Annotated in this window: 20 protein-coding genes and 2 tRNA genes; 18 read left to right on the top strand and 4 right to left on the bottom strand. The window is 72.2% G+C overall.

What is annotated here, in order from left to right:
* Positions 1–199: 199 nt before the first annotated feature.
* On the bottom strand, positions 200–613 hold the full coding sequence (locus ACFV04_RS23835; RefSeq protein WP_030056266.1) for an SsgA family sporulation/cell division regulator: 414 nt from the start codon (positions 611–613) through the stop codon (positions 200–202).
* 195 nt (positions 614–808) lie between these two features.
* On the opposite strand from ACFV04_RS23835, the gene ACFV04_RS23830 reads away from it, so the two are divergent.
* The 3 genes from ACFV04_RS23830 (at position 809) to ACFV04_RS23820 (ending at position 1,693) form a co-directional block, all read left to right on the top strand.
* On the top strand, positions 809–1,264 hold the full coding sequence (locus ACFV04_RS23830; protein ID WP_380531950.1) for a TIGR02611 family protein: 456 nt from the start codon (positions 809–811) through the stop codon (positions 1,262–1,264).
* 78 nt (positions 1,265–1,342) lie between these two features.
* Positions 1,343–1,414: transfer RNA gene (locus ACFV04_RS23825), tRNA-Val, on the top strand.
* A gap of 207 nt (positions 1,415–1,621) precedes the next feature.
* Positions 1,622–1,693, top strand: a tRNA-Val gene (locus tag ACFV04_RS23820).
* A gap of 79 nt (positions 1,694–1,772) precedes the next feature.
* On the opposite strand, the gene ACFV04_RS23815 is transcribed toward ACFV04_RS23820, so the two are convergent.
* On the bottom strand, positions 1,773–2,540 hold the full coding sequence (locus ACFV04_RS23815; RefSeq protein WP_380531947.1) for an exonuclease domain-containing protein: 768 nt from the start codon (positions 2,538–2,540) through the stop codon (positions 1,773–1,775).
* A 167-nt stretch (positions 2,541–2,707) separates the two neighbouring features.
* Between ACFV04_RS23815 and ACFV04_RS23810 the strand changes: the two genes are divergently transcribed.
* From ACFV04_RS23810 to ACFV04_RS23795, 4 genes are all read left to right on the top strand, one after another.
* Positions 2,708–3,262: a DUF4365 domain-containing protein gene (locus tag ACFV04_RS23810; RefSeq protein ID WP_380338336.1), complete on the top strand. Its 555-nt coding sequence runs from the start codon at positions 2,708–2,710 to the stop codon at positions 3,260–3,262.
* A 32-nt stretch (positions 3,263–3,294) separates the two neighbouring features.
* Positions 3,295–4,458 carry a hypothetical protein gene (locus tag ACFV04_RS23805; RefSeq protein WP_380531944.1) on the top strand — a complete coding sequence of 388 codons (1,164 nt, stop codon included), beginning with the start codon at positions 3,295–3,297 and terminating at the stop codon, positions 4,456–4,458.
* A gap of 122 nt (positions 4,459–4,580) precedes the next feature.
* Positions 4,581–6,560, top strand: a complete 1,980-nt coding sequence (thrS, locus tag ACFV04_RS23800; RefSeq protein ID WP_380338341.1) for a threonine--tRNA ligase — start codon at positions 4,581–4,583, stop codon at positions 6,558–6,560.
* An 81-nt stretch (positions 6,561–6,641) separates the two neighbouring features.
* Positions 6,642–7,202 (top strand): HIT domain-containing protein, encoded by a 561-nt coding sequence (locus ACFV04_RS23795; RefSeq protein ID WP_360266278.1) that lies wholly within the window; start codon positions 6,642–6,644, stop codon positions 7,200–7,202.
* Positions 7,203–7,287: 85 nt separating this feature from the next.
* On the opposite strand, the gene ACFV04_RS23790 is transcribed toward ACFV04_RS23795, so the two are convergent.
* Complete coding sequence (locus ACFV04_RS23790; RefSeq protein ID WP_360266281.1) at positions 7,288–8,934, bottom strand: hypothetical protein; 1,647 nt, start codon at positions 8,932–8,934, stop codon at positions 7,288–7,290.
* Between the two features lie 204 nt (positions 8,935–9,138).
* Between ACFV04_RS23790 and ACFV04_RS23785 the strand changes: the two genes are divergently transcribed.
* Positions 9,139–9,564: a thiol-disulfide oxidoreductase DCC family protein gene (locus ACFV04_RS23785; protein WP_380338346.1), complete on the top strand. Its 426-nt coding sequence runs from the start codon at positions 9,139–9,141 to the stop codon at positions 9,562–9,564.
* Between the two features lie 83 nt (positions 9,565–9,647).
* On the opposite strand, the gene ACFV04_RS23780 is transcribed toward ACFV04_RS23785, so the two are convergent.
* Positions 9,648–11,696, bottom strand: a complete 2,049-nt coding sequence (locus ACFV04_RS23780) for an elongation factor G-like protein EF-G2 (protein ID WP_360266287.1) — start codon at positions 11,694–11,696, stop codon at positions 9,648–9,650.
* 276 nt (positions 11,697–11,972) lie between these two features.
* On the opposite strand from ACFV04_RS23780, the gene pgsA reads away from it, so the two are divergent.
* The 10 genes from pgsA to ruvA all read left to right on the top strand — a co-directional run bounded on the left by pgsA (position 11,973) and on the right by ruvA (position 19,880).
* The gene (gene pgsA, locus ACFV04_RS23775; protein WP_380338348.1) at positions 11,973–12,620 is read left to right on the top strand and encodes a phosphatidylinositol phosphate synthase; all 648 of its coding nucleotides are present in this window, start codon (positions 11,973–11,975) and stop codon (positions 12,618–12,620) included.
* 16 nt (positions 12,621–12,636) lie between these two features.
* Positions 12,637–13,599: a phosphatidylinositol mannoside acyltransferase gene (locus ACFV04_RS23770; RefSeq protein ID WP_380338351.1), complete on the top strand. Its 963-nt coding sequence runs from the start codon at positions 12,637–12,639 to the stop codon at positions 13,597–13,599.
* A 41-nt stretch (positions 13,600–13,640) separates the two neighbouring features.
* Entirely contained in the window at positions 13,641–14,825 is a 1,185-nt protein-coding gene (locus tag ACFV04_RS23765; protein ID WP_380531937.1) for a glycosyltransferase family 4 protein, read from the top strand.
* Positions 14,826–14,915: 90 nt separating this feature from the next.
* Complete coding sequence (locus ACFV04_RS23760; RefSeq protein WP_380338356.1) at positions 14,916–15,284, top strand: 5-carboxymethyl-2-hydroxymuconate Delta-isomerase; 369 nt, start codon at positions 14,916–14,918, stop codon at positions 15,282–15,284.
* Between the two features lie 88 nt (positions 15,285–15,372).
* A complete protein-coding gene (locus ACFV04_RS23755) occupies positions 15,373–15,873 on the top strand; it encodes a hypothetical protein (protein WP_380338747.1) in 501 nt (166 codons plus the stop codon).
* Between the two features lie 128 nt (positions 15,874–16,001).
* Positions 16,002–16,913: a pyridoxal 5'-phosphate synthase lyase subunit PdxS gene (pdxS, locus tag ACFV04_RS23750; protein ID WP_380338359.1), complete on the top strand. Its 912-nt coding sequence runs from the start codon at positions 16,002–16,004 to the stop codon at positions 16,911–16,913.
* Between the two features lie 103 nt (positions 16,914–17,016).
* Positions 17,017–17,640: a pyridoxal 5'-phosphate synthase glutaminase subunit PdxT gene (gene pdxT / locus ACFV04_RS23745; RefSeq protein ID WP_360266301.1), complete on the top strand. Its 624-nt coding sequence runs from the start codon at positions 17,017–17,019 to the stop codon at positions 17,638–17,640.
* 122 nt (positions 17,641–17,762) lie between these two features.
* A complete protein-coding gene (locus tag ACFV04_RS23740) occupies positions 17,763–18,521 on the top strand; it encodes a YebC/PmpR family DNA-binding transcriptional regulator (protein WP_360266304.1) in 759 nt (252 codons plus the stop codon).
* A gap of 157 nt (positions 18,522–18,678) precedes the next feature.
* A complete protein-coding gene (ruvC, locus tag ACFV04_RS23735; protein WP_380338364.1) occupies positions 18,679–19,272 on the top strand; it encodes a crossover junction endodeoxyribonuclease RuvC in 594 nt (197 codons plus the stop codon).
* Positions 19,269–19,880: a Holliday junction branch migration protein RuvA gene (gene ruvA, locus ACFV04_RS23730; protein ID WP_380338367.1), complete on the top strand. Its 612-nt coding sequence runs from the start codon at positions 19,269–19,271 to the stop codon at positions 19,878–19,880. Before ruvC ends, ruvA begins: the two co-directional genes overlap by 4 nt.
* Positions 19,881–19,915 lie beyond the last annotated feature (35 nt).

The raw sequence follows: 19,915 nt of genomic DNA, 5'->3' as shown, positions 1-19,915 counted from the left end.
CCCGAACGGGTGGCCGGCCTCGGTGCCGGGCGCCTGTGGTGCTGCGGGCCCGCTCCGGTGGGAGCGGGCCGTTCCACCGGCCCCGAGGCCGCGTCGTGCGCGGCTGAGTCCGCTGCCGTGCCCCCGAGTAGGACGGCAGCGATGACGGCAGGCGGTGCTGCCCCGCCGACAGCGGGGCGTGACCGTCTCCGGTCGGGGGTCAGCTTTCGGCGAGGATGTGGGACAGCTCCCGGTCGAGGTCGAAGTGACGGTGTTCGGTGCCGGGCGGCACCGCGGCGTCGGTCCGCTTGAGGAACGACTCAAGCGCCCGGGCCGGGGCCTCCAGCAGGGCTTCTCCTTCCGGAGAGCTCAGCGCGATGCAGACCACCCCTTGCCCGTGGCTGCGCGACGGCCACACCCGGACGTCGCCGGTACCGGTGGGTCGGTGCAGCCCCTCCGCGAGGAGATCTCGGGCGAACACCCACTCCACTGTCTCGTCGGCGCCCGTGTGGAACGTGGCGTGCACGGCGTAGGGGTCGGCGGTGTCGTAGCGCAGGCCCGCGGGAACGGGCAGTGAGGACTCGCTGGACACGATGAGGCGCAGGTGCAGCTCGCAGCTGACCGTGGTGTTCATAAGCGCCATGGCCTTTCGCTCAGTGTGCGCTCGGGGAATCGCACGTCGGCGAACGGACCATCCCACCCCCAAGACCGATGTAAACCCCTCTGTCCCGATTCGGGCGCGAGTCGTACCCCTGACGGCGCATTGCGGATTCGTCCCGGAGCGGGTGGGCCGGGCATTACCGAGGCGCTTCTTGGTTAGTTTCCTGGCATGACTGTGCGAAACGACAAGACGGCCGGGAACACGAGAACGGGTGAAGCGATCACCCCGGATGACGTCGTCGACGGCGGCCGGGAGGTCGGCTCGCGGGCGCCGGCCTTCGTGCGCCGCTCCCGCGGGCTGCACCGGGTCTGGCAGGCGGTGGTCTTCGTGGCCGGCCTCGCGGTGGTCGGGCTCGGCGTGGTGATGCTGCCGATGCCCGGTCCGGGCTGGGTGGTGATCTTCCTGGGCATGGGGATCTGGGCGACCGAGTTCGTCTGGGCCCGGCGGGCCCTGCGCTGGACCCGCCGCAAGGTCGCCGAGGCGGCCCGGCGGGCGATGGACCCCCGGGTGCGCCGTCGCAACCTGACGGTCACCGCGCTCGGGCTGGCCGTCGTCGTCGGGGCGGGCGGCTGGTACCTCGCCCGCTACGGCCTGACCCTCCCCTGGCAACCGGACGAGAGCTGAGCGGGCCGGCCCCGGGGTCGCGGACGGGGAGCGTGTTCGGAGCACCCTCCGGGATGCGGTAATGTTTTCCCTGCACCCGGGCGATTAGCTCAGCGGGAGAGCACTTCGTTCACACCGAAGGGGTCACTGGTTCGATCCCAGTATCGCCCACCGGAATGCATTGTGATACGTGAGGCCCAGCCGATTATCGGCTGGGCCTCACGTGTATTTCCGGAAAGCGCCGAAGAGTCGTCACTAATCCGCTGAGGCGCAGTCACCTTCCGCGCGGAGCGCGAGTTCTGCGGATGCGTCGGGGGACTCCGGAAGGACGAGTTGTACGACGACCTCCGAATGGTGCTACAGTTCATCTCGTTGCCCGGGCGATTAGCTCAGCGGGAGAGCACTTCGTTCACACCGAAGGGGTCACTGGTTCGATCCCAGTATCGCCCACCCGGACAGCACGCAGGCCCTGACCAGGAAACCGGTCAGGGCCTGCGGTGCGTTCCGGGGCCGATTGCCGGACCGTCCGCTACGCCGCCGCCTCGCAGCCGTGCTCCGGCTCCATCCGGCGCCCGCAGCCGCACCGGGCCGGCCGCAGCGGCCAGGACGGGTCCACCCGTTCCGCCACCCCCGAGCGGTCGAACCAGCTCTGCAGCCCGCGCGCCTGCGCCGCGTGCCAGACCGTCTGCCGCAGGTGCAGTTCGGCCGCCGTCAGCCCGCCGAGCGCCGCCGGGTAACGGGCACCTATTCGACGGGTCAGCGCCAGCGCCGCCGTCGCGTCCGCCGCCGCGTCGTGCGCCCCGGCCAGCTCCACGCCGTAGTGGGCGCACAGGTCCGTGAGCGTCCGGCGGCCCTTGCGGTAGCGGTCCACGTGCTTGTCCAGCACCCGCGGGTCCAGCACCAGCAGCCCCGCCGCGTCCAGGTCGCCGATCAGCGTCAGCCCGTGATGGCGGCGCAACTCCCGGTCCAGCAGCGTCAGGTCGTACGGCGCGTTCATCACCACCACCGGGTGCCCGGCCCGGGCCTCGGCCGCGAGCGCGCGGACGACCTCCGCCACCACCGTACGGGCCGACCGGCCGTGCAGCCGGACGTGCTCGTCGGTGATGCCGTGCACCGCGCGGGCGCCGTCCGGGATCGGGACGCCCGGATCGGCGAGCCACGTGGTGGTCCGCACCGGTGCGCCCGGGGCGGGTTGGACGACCAGGGCGGCCGAGACGATCCGGTCGTTCTCCACGTCCACGCCGGTGGTCTCGGTGTCGAAGGAAGCGAGTGGGCCGGTGTACCAGTGCTGCTGCATGACTGCCCCTCAGGCGTGCGTTCCGCGCCCGGTTGATACCCGGTTCTGACGGTGCTTCAACCCGTTTGGCCCAGGCTCGACCGGGGATCCTGCCCATGACCGTCCCGTTCGAATCGACTGCCCCGTTCGAACCGGACGGGCCCGGACCCGGGGGAGGCCACGGGGCGATGGCACTGACACAGCCGCAGCCCGAGGAGGCATCGGCCGTCCTGCGGGGGAACCTCGCGGTGACCGCCTGCATGGAGACGCTGCAGGTCGGCTACCTGCACGCGGTCGCCGCCGCGGCCGGCTGCTCGCTCTCCCAGCCGTTCCCGGACAACGGCATCGACTGGCAGGTCAACCACGGCTCCCGGGCGCACCGGGTGGACGACGAGGTCACCCTCAAGATCCAGCTCAAGGCCACCCAGCAGATCGCGCCCGACCCGGCCGGACGGTTCTTCAGCTTCACCCTGGACAACGACCACCTGCGCAAGCTCGCCCGAGCCAGGGTCGCCGTGCCCCGGATCCTGGTCGTGATGCTGCTGCCGAGCCGGGTCGACCACTGGCTGCGGGCCCGCCCGGACGCCCTGGAACTGCGGCACTGCTGCTACTGGGTCAACCTGGCCGGCCACCCGGTCACCGGACAGCGGCGGACCAACGTCCGGGTGCCCACCGACAAGGTCTTCGACGACCGCGCGCTCTGCGACATCATGGCCCGGGTCGGCGCGGGCGGCAGCCCGTGACCGCCCGGCCCCGGCAGCGAGGAGCCGAACCCATGACACCGCCCCACGGACCGGGCGAGCCGGCCCCGACACTGCCCGACCCCGCCACCGTCGACCCCGCGGTGCTGGCCACCCTGCTCGCCCGGCACGGCTGGGTCCGCCGCGGCGGACCGGCCGCCCGCTACGGCCGCTGGACCCCGCCCGACGACGAACCCGGCACCAGCCTCCTCGTCCCGGCCGGCGACGGCTTCGACGACGCCGTCGACCTCCTCGCCGACGCCGTCACCGCGCTCTCCCGCTCCCGCACCCCCTCCGCCCGGTCGATCCTGCTGGCCCTGGCCGTCCCCGGCGACGAACTGTGCTGGCGCCGGGAACCGCCCGGCCCCGCCGAGGCCACCCCCTGGGACGAGGCCGAGTGCCTCCGGCGGGCGGCGCGCGGGATGCTCGCCGCCGGGGCCAAGGCCGCCCGGACCAGGGCCGCCCACTTCGGCGCCCGGCTGGACGGCCCCGCCGGGGACTTCCTGGACCGCGTCCTGGTGGTCGAACAGGGCGCCGCCCTCACCGCGCACACCCCCGCCCCCGAGGGCCGGGCCGCCGTCACCACCCTCGTCCGCGCCCTGGAGGCGCTGCGCGACGCGGTCGACTACCGCCGGGTCAGCGGCGGGCCCGAGGCCTTCGAGAACGCCGTCCGGGCCGGAGTCAGCCGGGAACTCGTGCGGTCCGTCGAGGAACTCGTCCGCGGCGCGACGGCCGCCCGGCTCACCGTCGCCTGGTCGGCCGCCGCGGGGACGCCGGGCGGCTTCGGGGACCGCCGGATCGTCCTCGACTTCTCGCCCGGGGACCTCCCCGCCCTCACCGAGGCCGCCGACCTGCTGGAGCGGATCGAGCCCGCCGTCGCCGTCACCGTCGTCGGCGTGGTCACCCGGCTCAAGCGCGCCGACCCCGCCGGACAGGGCGCGGTACGGCTGCGCGTCCTCGCCGGCGCCGAGGTCCGCGAACTCAAGCTCCGGCTGCCCGACCCCGACTACCGGCTCGCCGCGGAGGCCCACCTCGCAGGCCTCCCGGTCCGGGTCTCCGGCCGGCTGGAGAGCCGCAGCGGCTTCCGCCGGCTGACCCGCCCCGAAGGCTTCGAACTGTGCGGCTGGGAGGACGAGGACCGCGAGCGGTTGCTGAAAGGCCTGGCGGAGGGCCCGGGGGAGAGCAACGAGGGCGCGTAGCGGGGCGGGCCGCAGGGGCGGAGGCGGGCGGCAGGTGGACGGCGGGGGCGGCGCTCTCGGTACCATCGTCACGCGCAGCGCAGTGTTGCGTCCTCTGAAATCCAGCACGTCAGGAGAGACCGGTGACGGACGTCCGGGTAATCATCAGCCGCGAACCCGATCGGGAAGAGCGCGTGGTGACGACGGGCACCACGGCCGCCGAGCTCTTCGCCGACGACCGCTCGATCATCGCCGCCCGCGTCGCGGGCCAGCTCAAGGACCTCGCCTACGCCGTCCAGGACGGCGACGAGGTCGAGCCGGTCGAGATCGGCAGCAAGGACGGCCTCGACATCCTGCGCCACTCCACCGCGCACGTCATGGCCCAGGCCGTTCAGCAGCTCTACCCCGAGGCCAAGCTCGGCATCGGTCCGCCGGTCAAGGACGGCTTCTACTACGACTTCGACGTCGAGAAGCCCTTCCACCCCGATGACCTCAAGGCCATCGAGAAGAAGATGCAGGAGATCATCAAGCGCGGGCAGAAGTTCTCCCGCCGCGTGGTCACCGACGAGTCCGCCCGCGAGGAGCTGGCCGCCGAGCCGTACAAGCTCGAACTGATCGGCCTGAAGGGTTCCGCCGCCACCGCCGGCGAGGGCGCCGACGTCGAGGTCGGCGCCGGCGAACTCACCATCTACGACAACCTGGACGCCAAGAGCGGCGAGCACTGCTGGGGCGACCTCTGCCGCGGCCCGCACCTGCCCAGCACCCGGCACATCCCGGCGTTCAAGCTGATGCGCAACGCGGCCGCCTACTGGCGCGGCAGCGAGAAGAACCCGATGCTCCAGCGCATCTACGGCACCGCCTGGCCGTCCAAGGACGAGCTGAAGGCCCACCTCGACTTCCTGGTCGAGGCCGAGAAGCGCGACCACCGCAAGCTCGGCAACGAGCTGGACCTCTTCTCCATCCCCGAGGAGATCGGCTCCGGCCTCGCCGTCTTCCACCCCAAGGGCGGCATCATCCGCCGGGCGATGGAGGACTACTCGCGCAAGCGGCACGAGGAAGAGGGCTACGAGTTCGTCTACACCCCGCACGCCACCAAGGGGAAGCTCTTCGAGAAGAGCGGCCACCTCGACTGGTACGCGGACGGCATGTACCCGCCCATGCAGCTCGACGAGGGCGTGGACTACTACCTCAAGCCGATGAACTGCCCGATGCACAACCTGATCTTCGACGCGCGCGGCCGCTCGTACCGTGAACTGCCGCTGCGCCTCTTCGAGTTCGGGACGGTGTACCGCTACGAGAAGTCCGGCGTCGTGCACGGCCTGACCCGTGCCCGCGGCTTCACGCAGGACGACGCCCACATCTACTGCACCCGTGAGCAGATGGCGGAGGAGCTCGACTCCACGCTGACCTTCGTGCTCAACCTGCTCCGCGACTACGGTCTGACCGACTTCTACCTGGAGCTGTCGACCAAGGACCCGGTCAAGTACGTCGGCAGCGACGAGACCTGGGAGGAGGCCACCGCCGTCCTGGCGAGCGTGGCCGAGAAGCAGGGCCTGCCGCTGGTGCCGGACCCGGGTGGCGCGGCCTTCTACGGCCCGAAGATCTCGGTGCAGGCGAAGGATGCCATCGGCCGGACCTGGCAGATGTCGACCATCCAGCTCGACTTCAACCTGCCGGAGCGCTTCGACCTGGAGTACACCGCGGCGGACGGTTCGCGTCAGCGTCCGGTCATGATCCACCGTGCCCTGTTCGGCTCGATCGAGCGCTTCTTCGCGGTGCTGCTGGAGCACTACGCCGGCGCCATGCCGCCGTGGCTGGCCCCGGTCACCGTGACCGGCATCCCGATCACCGACGAGCACGTGCCGTACCTGCTGGAGGTCGCGGCGGAGCTGAAGAAGCACGGGATCCGGGTCGAGGTGGACACCTCGGACGACCGCATGCAGAAGAAGATCAGGAACGCGCAGCGCAGCAAGGTGCCGTTCATGCTGATCGCGGGCAACGACGACGTCGAGGCGGGCGCGGTGTCCTTCCGCTACCGCAACGGCGAGCAGAAGAACGGCGTTCCGGTCGCGGACGCCGTCGCCGAGATCGTGGACGCGGTCAAGAACCGGATCCAGGTGTGATCCGGTAGCACGACCGTCACGCGCGGGGCAGGCTCTCGATGAGTCTGCCCCGCGCGGCTTTGCATCCACCGTCGGGCGAATATGCTGATCAGCATGACGACTGAGCCGGAACTGCAGCGGGGCGTCGGGGAGCCGGACGGCTTCCGCCGCCTGTGGACCCCCCATCGGATGGCGTACATCCAGGGTGAGAACAAGCCCACCGGCCCGGCTCCGGACGACGGTTGTCCGTTCTGCTCGATCCCGTCGCTGAGCGACGAGGACGGGCTGGTCATCGCCCGGGGGAGCGCCGTCTTCGCGGTGCTGAACCTGTACCCGTACAACGGCGGGCACCTGATGGTGGTCCCGTACCGGCACGTGGCCGACTACACCGACCTGGACGGGGCGGAGACGGCCGAGCTGGCGGACTTCACCAAGAAGGCGATGACCGCGCTGCGGGCGGCTTCCGGGGCGCACGGTTTCAACATCGGGATGAACCAGGGCGCGGCGGCCGGCGCCGGGATCGCGGCGCACCTGCACCAGCACGTGGTGCCGCGCTGGGGCGGGGACACCAACTTCATGCCGGTGGTCGGCCACACCAAGGTGCTGCCGCAGCTGCTGGCGGACACCCGGAAGATGCTGGCCGAGGTCTGGCCGCAGGGCTGACCCGGACCGGACGCGGACGCCGGAACGCGGAGGGGCCCGTCACCGACGAGATCGGTGGCGGGCCCCTCCGCCGTGCGGGGCCGGCTCAGCCTGCGTTGAAGGTGTCGACGTCGTACGGCCGGGGGCTCTGCGCCTCGGACTTGATGATCGAGGTGCGGGTCTTGAAGAAGCGGTCGGCGTCGAGGTCGTGCTCCTGCAGGAACTCCAGGGTGGCGCTGTGGACCGCGTTGAGCACCGGGACGGAGGCGTTCATGGCGTTGTCGACCATGGAGCGGTTGTCCCAGGCGCGGCCGGCCCAGATGTGCCGCAGGCCGAACGGCTCGGGCAGGCCGAGCCCGCCGCCGAGCCAGCCGAGCAGGCCCGGCATCCGGTAGAAGGGGGCGCGGACGGCCTGGCGGACGACCTCGTCGTTGTCGATCAGGGGGAGCTTGACGGTGCGCTCCTCCCAGAACTTCACGGTCTTGGAGACCGACTTCTCCTTGTCCTTCGGCTTGTCGAAGAAGACGCCCTTGACCGGCCCGAGGGCGTAGCCGGACACCGTGATGTTGAGGACGTTGGCGAGCAGGGTCACCGTGACGGTGAAGGTGAGGACCAGCTTGCCGTCGTGGGTGATGAACTGGGTGGCGAGGTAGTGCCGGGGGCCGCCGGAGAAGGTCTGCTTGTCGGCGATGCTCTGCACGGCGAAGTCGCGCATCCGGTCGCCGTCCATGTCGGCGTTGCCGGGGCGGCTGATCTCGTCGGCGCCCTCGCCGATGTCGAAGACCACCCACTGCTTGATGGTGACGTTGGGCATGCCGCTGTTGGCGACGTGGCTGATGCCGAGGCCCTTGAGGTGGGAGGAGATCCGGCGGACGAGGTCCCAGGGGTGGAAGGCACGGAAGTCGGCGTGGCCGTCGGCGGGGTGGAGGGTGTCGGCGAGGCGCCACTCGCCCCAGCGGCGCCCGGCGCCGAGGATGCCCTTGGGGCCGGCGTAGTGGTGGACGTTGGTCTCCTGCTCGGCGTCGAGGCGGCCGAGCTTGTCGCGCAGGGTGGTGGCCTTCTTGTCGAGGTCGTCACGGGGGACGGCCTTGGCGACGGTGGCGGCGACGGCGGAGCCCTCGACCAGCGCCTGCCAGCGGGCGCGCAGGTCCTTGGCGGAGCGTTCGACGATCCGCCGGGCGAGGTACCAGCCGATGACCGGGGCGAGCATCGTGACGCGCAGGTAGACGCCGAGGGCGCCGGCGGCCGGCGGGCGCAGCACGAGGAAGACGGCGAGTGCGGCGGCGAGCGCGAGGACGATGCCGCCGTAGACGCCGGCGTTCTTCGGGTTGTCCCGTTTCAGCCAGGCGCGCACCTGGAAGGCGGCGAGCCAGAGCAGGGTGCCGGGGAGGAAGAGCGCGCCGGTGACCAGGGTGACGGTGGTCAGCTGCCGGTCTCGGGTGTTGCGCAACTCCTCGGCGGCCAGGCAGTGTTCGACGACCTGGCGGGTGTCGACGCCGAAGGCGGGGACGATGGGTTTGCGGTCGCCGCCGAGGGCCCGGGAGACCAGGGCCTTGCTGAAGGCCTCGCCGAGGTTGGGACGGAAGAGGGCGAAGCGGCCCTTCTTCTCCTTGGCGTCGGCGACGGCCGTGACGAAGTCGCCGATCTCGCCGTCGCGGTACGCGGCCGAGGAGAGCGCCTGGGTGACGGCGGTCTGCGGGCCGGCGTCGGTCCGGGGTATCTGCGCACCCGGGGTCATGTCGAGTGTGGTCACGGTGGCGTCCCCTCCTCCCCTTGTCAGCGGCAGGTTACCGTGCTGCGGCACCCCGGCGCGGATGATCGTCTGAAGTACCGTCACGTTCGAGCCGTGCCGGACCCGAGAGGCATGATGCCCAGGTTCGGGCCGGTCGATACCCGCCGGGGCGGGGCGCGGTGGGGTGGAGGAGGATGGTGGGGGAGCGAGGAAAGGGGAGCCGCTGTGAAGGATCCGGTGCTGGTCTTCGACGGGGACTGCGCGTTCTGTTCGTCCTGCGTGCGGTGGGCGGAGCGGTACCTGCGCCAGACGCTGGCCTCGGGGGGCTGGGAGGCGGTGGCCTTCCAGTTCGCGGACCTCGGGGCGCTGGACGGGCTCGCGGGCGGTCGGGGCGAGGTGTCGGCCGAGCGGGCCGAGCGCGAGGTGCTGTGGGTGACGCCGACCGGGCGGGTGCACGGGGGCGCACAGGCGGTCGCGCGGTTGCTGATGCGCTCCGGTGGGGCGTGGGCGTACCTGGGCGCGGTGTTGACGGCGGCGCCGGTGCGGCCGGTGGCGGGTGTGGTCTACCGCTGGGTGGCGCGCAACCGGCACCGGATGCCGGGGGGCACGGCCGCGTGCGCGCTGCCGAACCGCGGGCCCGTCCGGCCCTGAGCCCGTCCGGGTGACGCCGACAGCCGCCCGGGCGGCTGTCGGCTGTCGGCGGTGGGTCGGTGCGGTCCGTACGGCCTGGGCGCTCAGTCGGTCTGGCGCTCGGCCAGGGCGGCGGGCATGGGTTCGTGGCGCAGGTAGGCGCGGGAGAACTCGGCGGTGCCGTGGGTGAGGGAGCGCAGGTCGATCGGGTAGCGGACGAGTTCGAGTTCGGGGACCTCGGCCCGCAGCAGGGTGACGCCGGGGCCGGCGGTTTCGGTGCCGAGGACGCGGCCGCGGCGGGCGGAGAGGTCGCCGAGGACGGCGCCGAGGTAGTCGTCGGGCAGCAGGACGCTGACGGCGGCGACGGGTTCGAGCAGGCGGATGACGGCGTGTTCGGCGGCGTCGCGCAGGGCGAGGGCGGCGGCGTTCTGGAAGGACGCGTCGGAGGAGTCCACGGAGTGGGCCTTGCCGTCGGTGAGGGTGACCCGGACGTCGACGAGTGGGTGGCCGGTGGAGACGCCCTTGGCGAGCTGGGCGCGGACGCCCTTCTCGACGGAGGGGATGAAGTGCTTGGGGACGGCGCCGCCGACGACGTGTTCCTGGAACTCGAAGCCCGAGCCGGCCGGGAGGGGTTCGACCTCGAGGTCGCAGATGGCGTACTGGCCGTGCCCGCCGGACTGTTTGACGAGGCGTCCGTGGCCGGCGGCGGCGGTGCCGAAGGTCTCGCGCAGGGCGACCTTGGGTTCGACGGTGTCGACGTGGACGCCGTGGCGGGTGCGCAGGCGGTCGAGGACGACCTCGGCGTGGGCCTCGCCGGTGCACCAGAGGACGAGCTGGTGGGTGTCGGGGTTCTGTTCGAGGCGGAGCGCCGGGTCCTCGGCGGTGAGCCGGGTGAGTCCCTGGGAGAGCTTGTCGTCGTCGGCCTTGCTGTGGGCCTCGACGGCGATCGGTAGCAGGGGTTCGGGGAGGGTCCAGCCGTCGAGTTCGACGGGGTGGCCGGGGTCGTGGACGGTGTCGCCGGCACGGGCGGTGGTGAGTTTCGCGGCGCAGACGAGGTCGCCGGCGACGGCGTGCGGGACGGGGCGCTGGACCTTGCCGAAGGGGCTGGTGAGGCCGGTGACGCGTTCGTCGCCGTTCTGGTCGGCGGTGTGGGCCGGGCCGACGAGGTGGATCTTGGTGTCGGGGCGCAGGGTGCCGGCGTACACGCGCAGCAGGCTGATCCGGCCGACGTAGGCGTCGCCGGTCACGCGGATGACCTGGGCGGCGAGCGGGGCGTCGGGGTCGCAGTCGGGGCCGGGGCGGGTGCGTTCGGTGGGGTCGGGGAAGGTGTGCGCGATGAGGTCGAGGAGTTCGGCGGCGCCGAGGCCGTTCTCGCTGGTGGGGACGGCGGGGTGGAGGGTGCAGTCGAGGACTTCGCGGCGCAGGCCGGCTTCGAGGGAGTCGGTGTCGAGGGTGTCGCCGGAGAGGTAGCGCTCCATGAGGGTGTCGTCCTGGCCGGAGATGGCCTCGACGAGGCTGTCGTGGGCGGGGCCGGTGTCGGGGAGCGGGGTGGCGTCGCCGTAGGTGTCGCCGGTGAGCAGGTCGACGCTGCCGTCGGGCCGGCCGTCGTGGAGGACGGGCAGGAAGAGCGGGCGGAGGGTGTCCGGTCCGAGTTCGAAGGCGTCGTGGCAGACGGCGAGGATGTCGTCGAAGCCGGTGCGGGCGACATCGAGTTTGGCGACGGCGATGGCGCGCGGGACGTTTTCGGCGGCGCACTCGCGCCACAGCGTGCGGGTGGAGGCGGTGACCGGGTCGGTGGCGGAGACGACGAAGACGGCGGCGTCGGCGGCGTGCAGGGCGGCGCGCAGGTCCGCGGTGAAGTCGGGGTGGCCGGGCGGGTCGAGCAGGTTGATCTTGACGCCCTTCCACTCGAGGGGCAGCAGCGAGAGCTGGACGGAGCGCTGTTGCTGGTGCTCGATGTCCTCGTGGTCGGAGACGGTGGTGCCGTCGGTGACGCGTCCGGCGCGGCCGGTGGCGCCGGCGGCGTGGGCGAGGGACTCGGCGAGGGTGGTCTTGCCCACACCGCTGGAGCCGATGAGGACGACGTTGCGCAGGTCCCGGGGGCCGGTGACGGCGGGTGCCTGGCCGGCTCGTGCCGTGCTGCGGTCGGGCATCGGGGTCTCCTCCCGTGGCGCCGAGGCTGTCCTTCGCAGTTTAGGGCCGGTCTTCGAGCCGCCGCCTGTGCGGCGGGGCCGGGGTGGGCGTCGCACGGCCGGGCGGTGACCGTACGTGTGCGTGCCGTGGCGGGGGTGCGGTCCGGCGGTGCGTGCGGTGGAGCGTGTCCCGGGCGTGGCTACGATGGGTGCGCCGGACGGGCTGATCCGTCCGGCCGTCTGCCGCGCGTGTTGCGCCAGGCGGGTATCCGGGAGATCGGGGCGGCTGGGAAGGCCATGCTCAACAAATACGCGCGTGCCTTCTTCACACGTGTTCTGACCCCGTTCGCCGCGTTCCTGATCCGTCTGGGTGTGAGCCCGGACACCGTGACGCTGGTCGGGACGGCCGGTTCGGTGGCCGGTGCGCTGGTGTTCTTCCCGCGCGGGGAGTTCTTCTGGGGCACCATCACGATCACGCTGTTCATCTTCTCGGACCTGGTGGACGGGAACATGGCCCGTCAGCTGGGCCGGACCAGCAAGTGGGGGGCGTTCCTGGACTCCACGCTGGACCGGGTCGCGGACGCGGCGATCTTCGGCGGCCTGGCGATGTGGTACGCCGGCAAGGGCGACGACAACCTGCTGTGCGCGGTGGCGATCTTCTGCCTGGCGAGCGGTCTGGTGGTGTCGTACACGAAGGCGAGGGCGGAGAGCCAGGGCCTGCCGTGTGACGTGTCGGGGCTGGTGGAGCGGGCCGAGCGGCTGGTGGCCAGCCTGGTGGCGGCCGGGATCGCGGGTCTGCACACGTTCGGCGTGCCGTACGTGGAGTGGCTGCTGCCGGTGGCGCTGTGGCTGGTGGCGGTGGGCAGCCTGGTGACGGTGTTCCAGCGGATGCTGACCGTGCGCCGGGAGGCGTTCGAGGCCGACCGAGCGGCGGCCGGGAGCTGATGGGGGGCGTCCTGCGGTGACGGACCGACTGGTGTACTGGGCGTACGCGCTGGGGTGGGGGCTGCTGAAACACCTCCCGGAGCCGGTGGCGCGGGGGCTGTTCGAGCGGCTGGCGGACTACGCGTGGCGCAAGCGCGGCAAGCGGGTGCTGCAGCTGGAGGCGAACCTGCGCCGGGTCCGTCCGGAGCTGGACGACGCCGCGCTGCGGTCGTTGTCGCGGGCCGGGATGCGCTCGTACCTGCGGTACTGGATGGAGTCGTTCCGGCTGCCGGTGTGGAGCCGGGAGCGGGTGGCCCGGGACGTGCAGGTGGACGGATTCGAGCACCTGCGGGCGGCGGTGGACACCGGCCGGGGCGCGGTGATAGCGCTGCCGCACATGGGCAACTGGGACCTGGCGGGCACCTGGGTGGCACAGCAGGGCTACCCGTTCACGACGGTCGCGGAGCGGTTGAAGCCGGAGCGGCTGTTCGACCGGTTCGTGGAGTTCCGGGAGGGCCAGGGCATGGAGGTCCTGGCGCTGACCGGCGGTTCGGTGAACGTGATCGGCACGCTGGCGCGGCGGCTGCGCGAGGGCCGGCTGGTGTGTCTGGTGGGGGACCGGGACCTGTCGGAGGCTGGCATCGAGGTGTCCTTCTTCGGTGAGGCGACCCGGATGCCGGCCGGTCCGGCGGCGCTGTGCCAGCGCACCGGTGCGGCGCTGCTGCCGGTGACGCTCTGGTACGACGGCCCGGTGCTGCGGGCGCGGATCCACCCCGAGGTGGCGGTGCCCGGGGAGGGTGACCGCAAGGAGCAGGCGCGGGCGATGACCCAGGCGATGGCGGCGGTGTGGGAGCGCGACGTCCGCGAGCACCCGGAGGACTGGCACATGCTGCAGAAGTTCTGGCTGGCCGACCTGCCGACCCGTGAGACGGTGAAGGAGCCGTCCGCGGTGCCCGCGGAATCGGCGCCCGAGCCCGCGGCCGAGGCCTCCGGGTCCTGACCGCCGACCCTTACGACTGTCCGAAGGAGCTTGAGGAACCCGTGAAGATCGGCATCGTCTGCCCGTACGACTGGGACGTCCCCGGCGGGGTGCAGTTCCACATCCGGGACCTGGCCGAGCACCTGATCGGCCTGGGGCACGAGGTGTCGGTGCTGGCGCCGGCCGAGGACGACGAGGCGCTGCCGCCGTACGTGGTCTCGGCCGGGCGGGCGGTGGCGGTGCCGTACAACGGGTCGGTGGCGCGGCTGAGCTTCGGCATCCTGTCGGCGGCACGGGTGCGGCGGTGGCTGCACGACGGGCGCTTCGACATCCTGCACGTCCACGAGCCGGCCTCGCCGAGCCTGTCGATGCTCGCCGCCTGGTCGGCGACCGGGCCGATGGTGGGGACGTTCCACACCTCCAACCCGCGTTCGCGGGCGATGATCGCGGCCTCGCCGATCCTGCAGCCGGGCCTGGAGAAGATGCGGGCCCGGATCGCGGTGTCGGAGTACGCCCGGCGGACCCTGGTGGAGCACCTGGGCGGGGACGCCGTGGTGATCCCGAACGGCGTGGACGTGGGCTTCTTCGCGGACGCCGAGCCGGACGAGCGCTGGACGGGCGGCGCGGCGAAGGGGGAGCCGGGCACGATCGGCTTCATCGGCCGGATCAACGAGCCGCGCAAGGGCCTGCCGACGCTGCTGGCGGCGCTGCCGCGGATCCTGGCGGAGCGGCCGGGGGTGCGGCTGCTGGTGGCGGGCAAGGGCGACGAGGCGGAGGCCGTCGCGGGCCTGGCGCCGGAGGTGCGCCGGCAGGTGGAGTTCCTCGGCATGGTGAGCGACGAGGAGAAGGCCCGGCTGCTGCGCAGCGTGGACCTGTACGTGGCGCCGAACACGGGCGGCGAGAGCTTCGGGATCATCCTGGTCGAGGCGATGTCGGCGGGCGCCCCGGTGCTGGCGAGCGACCTGGACGCGTTCAAGCAGGTGCTGGACGGCGGGGACGCGGGCGAGCTGTTCCCGGTGGAGGACGCGGACGCGCTGGCCCGGACGGCGCTGCGGCTGCTGGACGATCCGGGGCGGCTGGACGAGCTGCGCAAGGCGGCCTCGCGGCACGTGCGGCGGTTCGACTGGTCGACCGTGGGCGCGGACATCCTGGCCGTGTACGAGACGGTGACGGCGGGGGCCGCCGCAGTCGTCGAGGAGGACGAGCGCAGCGGGCGGCGCGGCCGGTTCGGGCTGGCCAGGGACTGAGCCCGCACGGTGGTGGGGCCGGGTCGGGCCCGGGTGTCGGTGGGGTTAGGGTCGGGCCGACCGTACTGCTTCACCGCATGGGGGAAGACGATGCCGCACATCTCCGTCGACTACTCGGCCGGCCTGGCCGGCGGCTTCGACCGCCGGGCGCTGGGCCTGGCGATCAACCGCCTCGCCGAGGACACCGTCGGCGCGAAGCCCGAGTCCTGCAAGACGCTGTTCCGGCAGAGCGAGGAGCTCGTGGTCGGTACGAGCGGGACCCCGGCCGACGTCCAGGTGTACGTCGAGGTCCAGATGTTCCCGGGCCGGACGCCGGAGGCGAAGGCGGCGCTCGGCGAGGGCGTCCTGGCGCTGCTGGCCGCGTACGTCCGGCCGGCGCCGGGCACCCGGCTGTTCACCGCCGTCAACGTGGCGGACATCGACCGGGAGAGCTACCGCAACGCGGTCGCGGTCGGCTGACGCCGGTCGGGCCGCCCGGTGACACCCGGTAACGTAGCGGCCCGTGACTACCTGGATCTGGGCCGGCGTGGCCGTGGTGCTCTTCGGCATGTACCTGAGTTGGACGGCCGGCCGCTTGGACCGGCTGCACGCCCGGATCGACGCCGCGCGGGCGGCACTGGACGCGCAGCTGGTCCGCCGGGCCTCGGTGGCGATGGAGCTGGCGACGTCCTCGCTGCTGGACCCGGCGGCGTCGCTGCTGCTGCTGGACGCGGCGCACGCGGCCCGGCAGGCCGACGACGAGCAGCGCGAGGTGGCGGAGAGCCAGTTGAGCCTGGCGCTGCGGGCGGTGCTGGAGGAGCCGGCGCAGGTGGCGGCGCTGGTGGCCGAGCCGGGCGGGGAGGACGCGGTTCGTGATCTGACGGCCGCGGTGCGCCGGGTGCCGATGGCCCGTCGGTTCCACAACGACGCGGTGCGGGCGGCGCGGGCGGTGCGCGAGCACCGGCTGGTGCGGTACTTCCGGCTGGCGGGGAAGGCGCCGTTCCCGATGGCCTTCGAGATGGACGACGCCCCGCCGCCCGCTCTCACGCCGGAAGGGGCGCCTGCATAGGGTGTCCGGGGATACGGCCCGTTTGTCGTATCCCTTCGCCCTGGCTGGACTTGGTGGCGCATGGAGGGGCCCCCTGTTCCGCCTACCATAGGGCGATAGCACTGGTTCATCTTCGAGTGAGGTCTCACGTGTCCACCACCCCCACCACCGCAGACCAGCCGCAGATCGGCACCGCCCGGGTCAAGCGCGGCATGGCCGAGCAGCTCAAGGGCGGTGTGATCATGGACGTGGTCAACGCCGAGCAGGCCAAGATCGCCGAGGACGCCGGGGCGGTCGCCGTCATGGCCCTGGAGCGGGTTCCGGCCGACATCCGCAAGGACGGCGGCGTGGCCCGCATGTCCGACCCGAACATGATCGAGGAGATCATCGCCGCGGTCTCCATCCCGGTGATGGCCAAGTCCCGCATCGGCCACTTCGTCGAGGCCCAGGTCCTGCAGTCGCTCGGCGTCGACTACATCGACGAGTCCGAGGTGCTGACCCCGGCCGACGAGGTCAACCACTCGGACAAGTTCGCCTTCACCACCCCGTTCGTCTGTGGCGCCACCAACCTGGGCGAGGCCCTGCGCCGCATCGCCGAGGGCGCGGCCATGATCCGCTCGAAGGGCGAGGCCGGCACCGGCAACGTCGTCGAGGCCGTCCGCCACCTGCGCCAGATCAAGAACGAGATCGGCCGGCTGCGCGCCCTGGACAACAACGAGCTGTACGCCGCCGCCAAGGAGCTGCGCGCCCCGTACGAGCTGGTCAAGGAGGTCGCCGAGCTCGGCAAGCTGCCGGTCGTGCTGTTCTCCGCCGGTGGCGTGGCCACCCCGGCCGACGCCGCGCTGATGCGCCAGCTGGGCGCCGAGGGCGTCTTCGTCGGCTCCGGCATCTTCAAGTCGGGCGACCCGGCCAAGCGCGCCGCGGCCATCGTGAAGGCCACCACCTTCTACGACGACCCGAAGATCATCGCGGACGCCTCCCGCAACCTGGGCGAGGCCATGGTCGGCATCAACTGCGACACCCTGCCGGAGACCGAGCGCTACGCCAACCGCGGCTGGTAGTCGCCCCGCGGGTTCCGAAGGTCAGGGCCCGCCGCAGCGCTTCGGCGCCGCGGCGGGCCGCGCCACGTACGTCCGTAGTAACGATCGATTGAGGTTGAAGACCGTGAGCACTCCAGTCATCGGCGTCCTCGCCCTGCAGGGCGACGTCCGCGAGCACCTGGTGGCGCTGGCCGAGGCCGACGCGCTCGCCCGTCCGGTGCGCCGCGCCGAGGAGCTGGCCGAGGTCGACGCACTGGTGATCCCCGGTGGGGAGTCCACCACCATGTCCAAGCTGGCGCTGCTGTTCGGCGTGATGGACCCGGTGCGCGAGCGGGTGGCCGCGGGGATGCCGGTGTACGGCACCTGCGCGGGCATGATCATGCTCGCGGACAAGATCCTGGACGGTCGGGAGGACCAGGAGAGCGTCGGCGGCATCGACATGACGGTGCGCCGCAACGCCTTCGGCCGGCAGAACGAGTCCTTCGAGTCCGGGATCGCCTTCAAGGGCCTGGACGACGCGCCGGTGCACGGCGTCTTCATCCGCGCCCCCTGGGTCGAGGCGGTCGGCGCGGGCGTCGAGGTGCTGGCCGAGCTGCCCGCCGCGGACGGTCCGGACAGCCGGATCGTGGCCGTGCGCCAGGGCAACCTGCTGGCCACCTCCTTCCACCCGGAGCTGACCGGCGACCACCGGGTGCACGCGTACTTCGTGAAGATGGTCGAGGAGCACCTCGCGGCCGTCGCGGGCTGACCGCGGGCCGGGTGCGGGACGGGCGCGTGTTGACCGCGCGCTGACCGTGTGCACCTCACCGGTGACGACACCGGTAAGATCTCATCTGTTCATTTCCCTTTGGCGACGTAAAGGAGCTGGCGATGTCCGGCCACTCTAAGTGGGCTACCACCAAGCACAAGAAGGCCGTGATCGACGCCAAGCGCGGCAAGCTCTTCGCCAAGATGATCAAGAACATCGAGGTGGCGGCGCGCACGGGCGGTCCCGACCCGCAGGGCAACCCGACCCTCTACGACGCCATCCAGAAGGCGAAGAAGAGCTCGGTCCCGATCGACAACATCAACCGCGCCGTCAAGCGCGGTGGCGGTCTGGAGGCCGGCGGCGCCGACTACCAGACCATCATGTACGAGGGCTACGGCCCCAACGGCGTCGCCGTCCTGATCGAGTGCCTCACGGACAACCGCAACCGCGCGGCCTCCGACGTCCGCGTCGCGATGACCCGCAACGGTGGCTCGATGGCCGACCCGGGCTCGGTGTCGTACCTCTTCGCCCGCAAGGGCGTCGTCATCGTGCCCAAGGCCGACGGCGTGGACGAGGACAAGCTCTTCGAGGTCGTCCTGGACCAGGAGCCCGAGGAGATCAACGACCTCGGCGAGTCGTTCGAGATCGTCTCCGAGGCCTCCAAGATGGTCGCCGTGCGCACCGCGCTGGTGGACGCCGGCGTCGACTACGACTCGGCCGAGGCCAACTTCCTCCCGAGCATGCAGGTCGAGCTGGACGTCGACGGCGCCCGCAAGATCCTCAAGCTGATCGACGCCCTGGAGGACAGCGACGACGTGCAGAACGTCTTCGCCAACTTCGACATCTCCGACGAGGTCGGTGCGCAGCTCGACGCCGAGTGATCACTGCCCAGTGATCGTCGGTGGGTGATCGTTCCCACTGCCCGGCCCGGTGGTCCCAGGACCGCCGGGCCGGTGTCGTCGGTCGGGTTGTCGGACCCGGGCGGTAGCCTGCGGAGGTCCTTCGCCGCGAGTGGCGAGTCAGGGAGAGGCGGGGCGAGTGGTACGGGTACTGGGCGTGGACCCGGGGCTGACCAGGTGCGGGGTCGGCGTGGTCGAGGGCGCGCCGGGCCGGCCCCTGCGGATGGCCGGGGTCGGGGTGGTGCGCACGCCCGCCGACGCCGAGATCGGGCAGCGGCTGCTGCTGGTCGAGCAGGGCATCGAGGCCTGGCTGGACGAGCACCGGCCCGACCTGGTCGCCGTCGAGCGGGTCTTCGCCCAGCACAACGTGCGGACGGTGATGGGTACGGCCCAGGCCAGCGCCGTCGCGATGCTCTGCGCGACGCGCCGCGGCATCCCCGTCACCCTGCACACCCCGAGTGAGGTCAAGGCGGCCGTCACCGGCTCCGGCCGGGCCGACAAGGCCCAGGTCACGGCCATGGTGCAGCGCCTGCTGCGGCTGGACGCCCCGCCCAAGCCGGCGGACGCCGCCGACGCGCTGGCGCTCGCGATCTGTCACATCTGGCGCGGCGGGGCGACCAACCGCCTGGAGGCCGCCGTCCTGGCCGCCCGCGCCGCCCCCCGCTCCGAACCGGCGAGAGCCCGTTCCGCTTACCCGAGAGGCACTGCTCCTGTGAAAGGCACCGGCCGGTGATCGCCTTCGTTCAAGGGCCCGTGGCGGCCATCTCCTCGGGGCTCGCGGTGGTCGAGGTCGGCGGGGTGGGCATGGCGGTGCAGTGCACCCCGAACACCCTGGCCGGTCTGCGGCTGGGCGAGTCGGCCCGGCTGGCGACCTCGCTGGTGGTCCGGGAGGACTCGCTGACGCTGTTCGGCTTCGCGGACGACGACGAGCGCGCCGTCTTCGAGATCCTGCAGGCCGCGCCGGGCGTCGGCCCCAAGCTGGCGCAGGCGATCCTCGGGGTGCACAGCCCCGACGCGCTGCGGGCCGCGATCGCGAACGGTGACGAGAAGGCGCTGGTCGCCGTCCCGGGCATCGGCAAGGCGAAGGCGGCCAAGCTGCTGCTGGAGTACAAGGACAAGCTGGGCGCCCCGCACGGCGCGGTGCCCGCGCAGAAGCCGATCGCGAGCGGCCCGGCGCCGTGGAGCGAGCAGCTGCACTCCGCGCTGACCGGCCTCGGCTACGCCCCGCGCGAGGCGGACGAAGCGGTCGCGGCCGTCACCCCGGAGGCCGAGGCCCAGCAGACGCCGGACGTCGGCGCCCTGCTCCGGCTCGCGCTGCGGGGCCTCAACCGGGCCCGCTGAGACCACCTGACGATCTGTCCCTTTGTCGACTTCGG

The sequence above is a fragment of the Kitasatospora sp. NPDC059599 genome, from assembly GCF_042735125.1.
GTDB lineage: Bacteria > Actinomycetota > Actinomycetes > Streptomycetales > Streptomycetaceae > Kitasatospora.
Note: the sequence above shows the minus strand (reverse complement) of the source record. Positions and strands in the feature narration are given on the sequence as shown.